The sequence below is a fragment of the Dokdonella immobilis genome, assembly GCF_900115085.1.
GTDB lineage: Bacteria > Pseudomonadota > Gammaproteobacteria > Xanthomonadales > Rhodanobacteraceae > Dokdonella > Dokdonella immobilis.
Window position 1 is genome coordinate 43,543 of sequence record NZ_FOVF01000033.1, and the last position, 8,196, is coordinate 51,738.

7 protein-coding genes are annotated in these 8,196 nt (G+C 65.3%); all 7 read left to right on the forward strand.

Translation table 11 applies throughout. The features are described 5' to 3' along the window. The 7 genes from BM125_RS16995 (at position 1) to BM125_RS17025 (ending at position 8,045) form a co-directional block, all read left to right on the forward strand. On the forward strand, positions 1–1,008 hold the full coding sequence (locus BM125_RS16995; RefSeq protein WP_092410201.1) for a carbohydrate kinase family protein: 1,008 nt from the start codon (positions 1–3) through the stop codon (positions 1,006–1,008). Further along, entirely contained in the window at positions 1,005–2,213 is a 1,209-nt protein-coding gene (locus BM125_RS17000) for an AGE family epimerase/isomerase (protein WP_092410183.1), read from the forward strand. The genes BM125_RS16995 and BM125_RS17000 overlap by 4 nt, the downstream gene beginning before the upstream one ends. Positions 2,214–2,384: 171 nt before the next feature. Continuing rightward, a complete protein-coding gene (locus BM125_RS17005; RefSeq protein ID WP_092410203.1) occupies positions 2,385–3,770 on the forward strand; it encodes a glycoside hydrolase family 47 protein in 1,386 nt (461 codons plus the stop codon). A 138-nt stretch (positions 3,771–3,908) separates the two neighbouring features. Then, the gene (locus BM125_RS17010) at positions 3,909–4,400 is read left to right on the forward strand and encodes a hypothetical protein (RefSeq protein ID WP_092410185.1); all 492 of its coding nucleotides are present in this window, start codon (positions 3,909–3,911) and stop codon (positions 4,398–4,400) included. A 68-nt stretch (positions 4,401–4,468) separates the two neighbouring features. Next, positions 4,469–5,050: an ATP-dependent zinc protease family protein gene (locus tag BM125_RS17015; protein WP_092410187.1), complete on the forward strand. Its 582-nt coding sequence runs from the start codon at positions 4,469–4,471 to the stop codon at positions 5,048–5,050. 16 nt (positions 5,051–5,066) lie between these two features. Beyond that, entirely contained in the window at positions 5,067–5,978 is a 912-nt protein-coding gene (gene rimK / locus BM125_RS17020; protein ID WP_092410189.1) for a 30S ribosomal protein S6--L-glutamate ligase, read from the forward strand. 219 nt (positions 5,979–6,197) lie between these two features. Then, positions 6,198–8,045, forward strand: a complete 1,848-nt coding sequence (locus BM125_RS17025) for an ABC transporter ATP-binding protein (RefSeq protein ID WP_245778968.1) — start codon at positions 6,198–6,200, stop codon at positions 8,043–8,045. Positions 8,046–8,196 lie beyond the last annotated feature (151 nt).

Below are 8,196 nucleotides of genomic sequence, written 5' to 3' on the forward strand. Positions count from 1 at the left end.
ATGAAATCCGTCGTCTGTTTCGGTGAAGCGCTGATCGACTTTCAACCGCTGTCCGGCTCCGATCCTGCCGAGCCAAGGACCTACCAGCAGCACGCCGGCGGTGCGCCGGCCAATGTCGCCGTGGCCGTGGCCACCCTCGGCGGCCGATCCGGCTTCGTCGGCATGCTCGGCACCGATGCGTTCGGCGACTTCCTGTTCGAGAGCCTGGGCAAGGCTGGTGTCGAAGTGGGTCATGTCCAGCGCACCAGTGCCGCGCCGACCGCGCTCGCCTTCGTCACGCTCGACGCGCACGGTGAGCGCAGCTTCAGCTTCTATCGGCAACCGGCCGCCGACCTCCTGTTTCGCGAATGCAAGCTCTCGCCGACCGTGTTCGAGGAGGCGGCGGTCTTCCACGCCTGTTCGAATTCGCTGACGGAGGAGGGCATCGCCCAGGCCACCCTGGCTTGCATGCGGCGTGCCCGGCAGGCTGGCGTCATGGTTGCATTCGACGTCAACCTGCGGCCGGCGCTGTGGCCACGCGAGGCCAATCCGGCGCCGCGCATCTGGAGCGCATTGGCCGTGGCTGACGTGGTCAAGCTGAGCCGCGAGGAACTCGGCTTCCTGGCTGCATCGGTGGATGGCGAAGCCGCAATGCTCGAAACACTCTGGAAAAGCCAGGCCGCGCTGCTGATCGTCACCGATGGCGCGCGGCCGTTGCGCTGGCTTACACCGCGCGCGCACGGCAGTCTTGAGTCATTCCGCGTTCGCGCCGTCGACAGTACGGCGGCCGGAGACGCCTTTACCGGTGGCCTGCTGTTTGCGTTGGCAAAGCGCGGCATCGGCCGCGAATCCCTGCCAGCCCTGGTTGCCGATTCGGATCGATTCGGGGAAGTCCTGCGCTTTGCCGCGGCCTGTGGCGCCCTGGCGGTTACCCGACGCGGCGCTTTCGCTGCAATGCCCACTCGTGTCGAGGTCGAGACCCTGCTGCATTCGCAGAGCCCTGTCCCAGCGGAGGTCCTCGCCGAATGAGCACGCTGCCGGATTTCTGGTCGGCCGACTTCCTGCGTGCGCACATCGCGCAGACCATGGACTTCTATCATCCGCGCTGTATCGATCCGAGCGGCGGTTTTTTCCACTACTTCATGGACGACGGTTCGATCTACGACCACAGCAGCCGTCACCTGGTCAGCAGCGCGCGCTTTGTCTACAACTACGCCATGGCGGCGCGCGAGTTCGGTCGCGGCGACTATCTCGAGGCCGCGCGCCACGGCCTGGCCTACCTGCGCGACGCGCACCGCGATCCGGTCAGCGGCGCCTATGCCTGGACGATCCGCGACCGCAAGGTGCTCGATGCCACTCGCCACGCCTATGGCATGGCCTTCGTCCTGCTGGCCTATGCGACTGCGCTGAAAGCCGGCATCGACGACGCGGCGCCGTGGATCGAGGAGACCTGGCAATTGCTCGAAGCACGATACTGGGATGCTGGATACGGGCTCTATCGCGACGAGGCCGACACGAACTGGGTCTTCTCCGGGTATCGCGGCCAGAACGCCAACATGCATCTGACCGAGGCCTTGCTGGCGGCGTTCGAGGCCACGGCCGAGCGTCGCTACCTCGATCGCGCCCTCGCGGTCGCCGATGCGATGACACGGCGCCAGGCCGCCCAGGCCGGCGGCCTGGTCTGGGAGCACTACGATGCGGCGTGGCGCATCGACTGGGACTACCACCGCGACGACCCGAAGCATCTGTTCCGACCCTGGGGATTCCAGCCCGGCCACCAGACCGAGTGGGCCAAGCTGCTGCTGATCCTCGATCGCCATGCGCCGCAGGACTGGTTGTTGCCGACCGCGACCCGGCTGTTCGAGACCGCGATCGAGCGGGCCTGGGACGATGTCTACGGCGGGCTCTGCTATGGCTTCGCACCGGACGGATCGATCTGCGACAGTGACAAGTATTTCTGGGTCCAGGCCGAATCGCTGGCGGCGGCGGCGCTGCTCGGCGAGCGTACCGGCGATCTTCGCCACGTCGACGACTACGACAAGCTCTGGGCCTACGCATGGCGACACTTCGTCGATCACGAGTACGGCGCCTGGTACCGCATCCTCGATCGCGAGAACCGCAAGTATTCGCGCGAGAAGAGCCCGGCCGGCAAGACCGACTACCACACCATGGGCGCTTGCCACGAAGTGCTGGCCTTGCTGCGGCGAAGATCCGCGCAGACCAGCCCCATGTAGGAAGCGGCTTCAGCCGCGATGCTTCTTCCATAGCGATGCGGCAAGGAGAAAGGCATCGCGGCTGAAGCCGCTTCCCACGGGGATTCAATGGAAGGCTGCGCGCTCGGGTGTCGATCGGCATGCCGGAATGCTGCCGAAAACCAAATCAAATTCGTCTCCAGGGATCTCCTGATGAACAAAGCTTTCGTAATGCTCTCGTTGCTGCTCGCCGCAACCTGCGCGTGGTCCAGCGAACCGCCCCTGGCTTCGGCCTCGAAGCCCGTGGATTCCGCCGCATCGGCGCAACTGGCCAGCGAGGTCAAAGCCGAGTTCCTGCATGCATGGAAGGACTACCGCAAGTACGCCTGGGGCCACGACGATCTCGCGCCGCTGAGCCACAGGGCGCACAGGGCGCACGACTGGTACGCGAAGCCGTTGCTGATGACGCCGGTCGACGCCCTCGACACGCTCGTGCTGATGGGCTTGACCGATGAGGCCGATGCCGCGCGCGAGCTGATCGCAACGAAGCTCGAGTTCGACCAGGATATCTACGTCAAGAACTTCGAAATCACGATCCGCCTGCTCGGTGGACTGCTATCCGGCTACCAGCTGACCGGCGACGATCGCCTGCTGGCCAAGGCCGAGGATCTCGGCAAGCGCTTGCTGCCGGTCTTCGACTCGCCGACCGGGCTGCCCTGGGTCGAGATCAACCTGCGCACCGGCAAGACGCGCAACCCGAAGACCAATCCCGCCGAGACCGGCACCCTGTTGCTCGAGTTCGGCACCCTGTCGAAACTGACCGGCAACCCGGTCTTCTACGCCAGAGCCAAGCGCGCCCTGGTCGAAACCTTCAAGCGGCGCTCGAAGCTCGGTCTGGTCGGCGCGGAGATCGACGTCGAAACAGGCCAGTGGCTCGATACGACATCGCACATCTCGGGCGGCATCGATTCGTACTATGAGTACCTGTGGAAGTGCTGGCGCCTGTTCGGTGATGCCGACTGCCTGGCCATGTGGAAATCGGGCATTGCCGCGGTCAACGCGCATCTGGCCGACGAGGTCGACGGGGCACTCTGGTACGGCGCCGCCGACATGCACACTGGCAAGCGCACGCAAACGACCTATGGCGCGCTCGATGCGTTCTTCCCGGCCTTGCTGGCCTTGTCGGGCGATACCGGGCGCGCGGCCCGCCTGCAGGCCTCCTCGTTCCGCATGTGGCGCATCCACGGTATCGAGCCCGAGGTCTACGATTATCGCAGCGGCGCGATTCCCTACCCGGGCTACGCGCTGCGACCCGAGATCGTCGAATCGACCTATACCCTGAGCCATTTCACCCGCGATCCCGAGTATCTGGCCATGGGCCGCAGCCTGTTCCGCGACTTCGTCGCCCATTGCCGCAATGACGTCGGCTATGCGGCCCTCACGAGCGTGATCACGAAGGAGAAGAAGGACCGCATGGAGAGCTTCGTGCTCGCCGAGACCTTCAAATACTTCTACCTGCTGTTCAATCCGGCCGCGCTCGATTTCGACGCGGTGACCTTCAACACCGAAGCACACCCGCTGCGCGCCAGTTGGAAGTAGCCTTGTCGGGAACGTCGAACCCGGTGGCGCTGCTGGCGGTGCGTTGGCAGGTGGAGGTACAAGCCCTGCACGCGATCCGGGTGAACCTTGCCGGGTTCGTCACTGTCGGAGTCCGGAACCAAATCAGGAGTGACTCCCATGCGCCGACCCTTGCCGTTTCGACAGGCATCGCGGGCCTTCGTCGCAGCACTGCTGCTGGGGGCTTGCCTGGGCGTGGCCGCGCAGACCCCCCAGCAGCATGTGCATTCGATGGCGCACGAGGTCATGCCGTTCGACATGTCGAAGACGCTGCATGTGTTCCGCATGACCGAGACCGGTGGGGTCATGCGGGTCGTGGCCAGGGACGACCAGGCCAGCGAACAGATTGCCCTGATCCGTCAGCACCTGCGCCACGAAGCAATGCAGTTCCAGGCTGGCAGCTACGCCGACCCGGCAACCCTGCATGGCGCCGGCATGCCGGGCCTGAAGGAAATCCAGGCCGGCGCAGCGTCGATCAAGGTCGCCTACGAAGCGCTCCCGCTCGGTGCATCCATCACCTTCGAGACTCGGGATCTGCATCTGCTCACGGCCCTGCATCGCTGGTTCGGTGCGCAGCTCTCCGAACACGGCGCCGACGCCCGGGCGGAATAGGCTGTCAGCTTCGCCTGGACCCGCCCTCCGCCAGCAACGGATCACGACAGCCCGGTATAGTGGCGACCATGCTGCGAATTCCAGCGAGGACCAGGCCGAACGCGGAGAAGCCGTCGCGCCGCGGCGCGTCGTCGGCTGCCGAGCAGGTCAAGCCACTACGCACGGTCGGCAGGAAACAGGTGCTCGGCTGGAAGGAGTCGGTCGTACTGTCCGGTCTCGGCGGCATCCGCCTCATCGCCAAGCTCGATACCGGCGCGCGCACCTCGGCACTGCATGCCGTCGACATCCTCTACATCAGGCACCGTTCGGCGATCTGGGTCGAATTCGACCTGCCCGACATCGACCAGTCGAAGCGGCATCGCTTCCGCCTGCCGCTGGCCGAGCACCGCTCGGTCAAGAGTTCGATCGGGACCAGCCAGATCCGCCCCATGGTCGTTCTGGAGCTGTGCATGGCAGGCCAGCGCTGGTCGACCGAAGTGACCCTGACCGATCGCTCCGACATGGAATTGCCGATGCTGATCGGGCGTTCGGCGCTGAAGGGGCGATTCGTCGTCGATCCGGCGCGGACGCGGCTTGCGGGCGATGCAGGTGAAACGCAAACGGTACAGGCGGCGAAAAAGTCCACGAAGCAGCGACCGCGCAAGCAATGATGTCCACGGAGTCGACATGAAGATCCTGATGCTCGCGCGCAATCCCAATCTGTATTCGCACAAGCGCCTGGTCGAGGCCGCCACCGCGAAAGGACACAGCCTCGACATCGTCAACACCTTGCGCTGCTTCATGAACATCACCTCGCATCGGCCCGAGGTCTACTACAACACGCAGAAACTGACCGGCTACGACGCGGTCATCCCGCGTATCGGCGCATCGATCACGTTCTACGGACTCGCGGTACTTCGCCAGTTCGAGATGATGGGCGTCTATCCGCTCAATGAGTCGGTCGGCATCGGCCGTTCGCGCGACAAGCTGCGTTCGATGCAACTGCTGGCACGTGACGGCATCGGTCTGCCGGTCACGGCGTTCGCCCACGATCCGAAGCAGACCGAGGAAGTGCTCAAGGTGGTCGGTGGCCCGCCGGTCGTGATCAAGTTGCTCGAGGGCACCCAGGGCATCGGCGTCGTGCTGGCCGATACGCAGCGCTCGGCCAAGTCCGTGGTCGAGGCGTTTCGGGGGGCGCACGTCAACATCCTCGTCCAGGAGTTCATCAAGGAGGCCGGCGGCGAAGACATCCGCGCCTTCGTCGTCGGCGGCAAGGTGGTCGCGGCCATGCGGCGAACCGGCGCCGAGGGCGAATTCCGCTCGAACCTGCATCGCGGCGGCAGTGCGAAACCGATCAAGATCACGGCCGAGGAGCGTTCGACCGCAGTGCGCGCGGCCAAGGCCATGGGGTTGAACGTGTGCGGCGTCGACATGCTGCGTTCGAATCACGGACCGGTGGTCATGGAGGTCAATTCCTCGCCGGGCCTGGAAGGCGTCGAAAAAGCCACCGGGATCAACGTCGCCGGACTGATCATCGACTTCATCGAGCGCCACGCGACGCCGGGCAAGGTCAGCACGCGGACGCGCGGACGCGGATGACTCCGGACGGGTCTCGCGTGGAGACGTTCCATGGCGCGCTCGCATCGGATCCGCTGCTCGACGACTGCGATGGCCCCTGAGCGCATGCGGAGGAACGCCATGGAAGCGATGGCAGCGCTGGTCCGGAACGGCCTCCCGATCGAACGCTGCACCTTTCGACCGCGCAATTCGTCCCCATCTCGGCGGCTTCCGAGGCGTTGAAGCGAACCCACTGCGGGCATGATGGCGCATAAATCCCAAGCCGGAACCGGTAACGGCGACATCGCCCGCGGCTTCCGCGGTACCTTTCGTTACAGCCGTCGCGCGGTCGACCTGGTCTGGAGCACGAGCCGCCCGCTGACCATCGCCCTGGCCCTGCTCACCCTTGTCGCCGGTCTGCTGCCGGCCGCGATTGCCTGGGTCGGCGCGCAGATCGTCGACGCGGTGGTCGCGGCCACGACCGCCGTTCGCGCCGGCAACGAGGCCGACATCGCGCGCATGTTCTGGCTCGTCGCCCTCGAAGGCGGGCTCGTCACCGCCATGGCCGCGGCCCAGCGTGGCATCTCGTTCTGCCAGTCGCTGCTGCGCGCCCAGCTCGGCCAGCGCGTCAACGAGATGATCCTCGACAAGGCGCTGACCCTCGACCTGACCCAGTTCGAGGATTCGGAGTTCTACGACAAGCTGACCCGGGCCCGGCGCGAGGCCTCGAGCCGGCCACTGTCGCTGGTCAACCGCACCTTCGGCCTGGCCCAGAACCTGATCGCGCTGGCCAGCTACGGCGGCCTGCTGATCAGCTTCTCGCCCTGGGCCATGGCCGTACTGCTGCTGGCCGGCCTGCCGGCCTTCATCGCCGAGACTAAGTTTTCCGGAGAGGCCTTCACCCTGTTCCGCTGGCGTTCGCCGGAAACGCGCATGCAGATCTACCTGGAGACCGTGCTCGCCCGCGAGGATGGCGCCAAGGAGGTCAAGCTGTTCGGCCTCGGCCCGCTCCTGCTCGATCGCTACAAGGCGATCTTCCACAAGCTCTACAAGGCCGATCGCTCGCTGACCCTGCGTCGCGACAGCTGGGGGCTCGGCCTCGGCCTGATCGGCACCCTGACCCTGTACGGCGCCTATGCCTGGATCGCCTTCACCACGGTCATGGGCCGCATCACGCTCGGCCAGATGACCATGTACTTCATGCTGTTCCGCCAGGGCCAGTCCGCGGTTTCGGCGATCCTGTCCTCGGTCGGCGGGATGTACGAGGACAACCTGTACCTGTCCACGCTTTACGAGTATCTCGAAACGCCGACCCGCGTATCGACCGGCACTGCGGTCAAGGGCACCGACCCGAGCGACGGCATCCGTTTCGAGCATGTCACCTTCACCTACCCGAGCGCGGAGTCGCCGGCCCTGCACGACATCAACCTGCACATCCGGCCTGGCGAATCGCTGGCCCTGGTCGGCCAGAACGGCTCGGGCAAGACCACCCTGATCAAGCTGCTGACACGGCTGTACTCGCCGGACAGTGGGCGCGTTGTGCTCGATGGCATCGACCTCGCCGAATGGGATGAAACCGCCCTGCGCGAACGCATCGGCGTGATCTTCCAGGACTTCGCCCGTTACCAATTGCGCGTCGGCGAAAACGTCGGCGCCGGCGACGTCCACCATTTCGACGACGAAGCGCGCTGGCGCGAGGCCAGCGAAAAGGGCATGGCCGCCGAATTCATCGAGAACCTGCCGGCCGGCTACGAGACCCAGCTCGGCAAGTGGTTCAACGACGGTCGCGAACTCTCGGGTGGGCAGTGGCAGAAGATCGCCCTGGCCCGCGCCTTCATGCGCTCGAAGGCCGACATCCTCGTTCTCGACGAGCCGACCGCGGCCATGGACGCCGAAGCCGAGGCCACCGTATTCGAACACTTCCGCGCGCTCTCGACCAACCGCATCGTCATCCTGATCTCGCACCGCTTCTCGACCGTGCGCATGGCCGACCAGATCATCGTCATCCAGGACGGCCGCATCATCGAGCACGGCAACCATGCCGAGTTGCTCGAGCGTGAAGGACACTACGCTCATCTGTTCTCGCTGCAGGCGCGCGGCTATCAATAGCGATCCACGTTACGGCCATTCGTGAATCGCCGGGCGCCAGACGCCCGCGCACCAACACCAGACAACTCCGGGCAGCCACGAAGCCATAGTCGGACTTGATCTGTATCAATGAGCGCGCGCGGATACGGCGCAGACTTTCCTTCAACGGCGA

What these genes read in the sequence shown, in the direction of transcription:
- BM125_RS17000 (WP_092410183.1), top strand. Translation starts at nt 1,005, where the DNA reads ATGAGCACGCTGCCGGATTTCTGGTCGGCCGACTTCCTGCGTGCGCAC.
- BM125_RS16995 (WP_092410201.1), top strand. Translation starts at nt 1, where the DNA reads ATGAAATCCGTCGTCTGTTTCGGTGAAGCGCTGATCGACTTTCAACCG.
- rimK (WP_092410189.1), top strand. Translation starts at nt 5,067, where the DNA reads ATGAAGATCCTGATGCTCGCGCGCAATCCCAATCTGTATTCGCACAAG.
- BM125_RS17015 (WP_092410187.1), top strand. Translation starts at nt 4,469, where the DNA reads ATGCTGCGAATTCCAGCGAGGACCAGGCCGAACGCGGAGAAGCCGTCG.
- BM125_RS17025 (WP_245778968.1), top strand. Translation starts at nt 6,198, where the DNA reads ATGATGGCGCATAAATCCCAAGCCGGAACCGGTAACGGCGACATCGCC.
- BM125_RS17005 (WP_092410203.1), top strand. Translation starts at nt 2,385, where the DNA reads ATGAACAAAGCTTTCGTAATGCTCTCGTTGCTGCTCGCCGCAACCTGC.
- BM125_RS17010 (WP_092410185.1), top strand. Translation starts at nt 3,909, where the DNA reads ATGCGCCGACCCTTGCCGTTTCGACAGGCATCGCGGGCCTTCGTCGCA.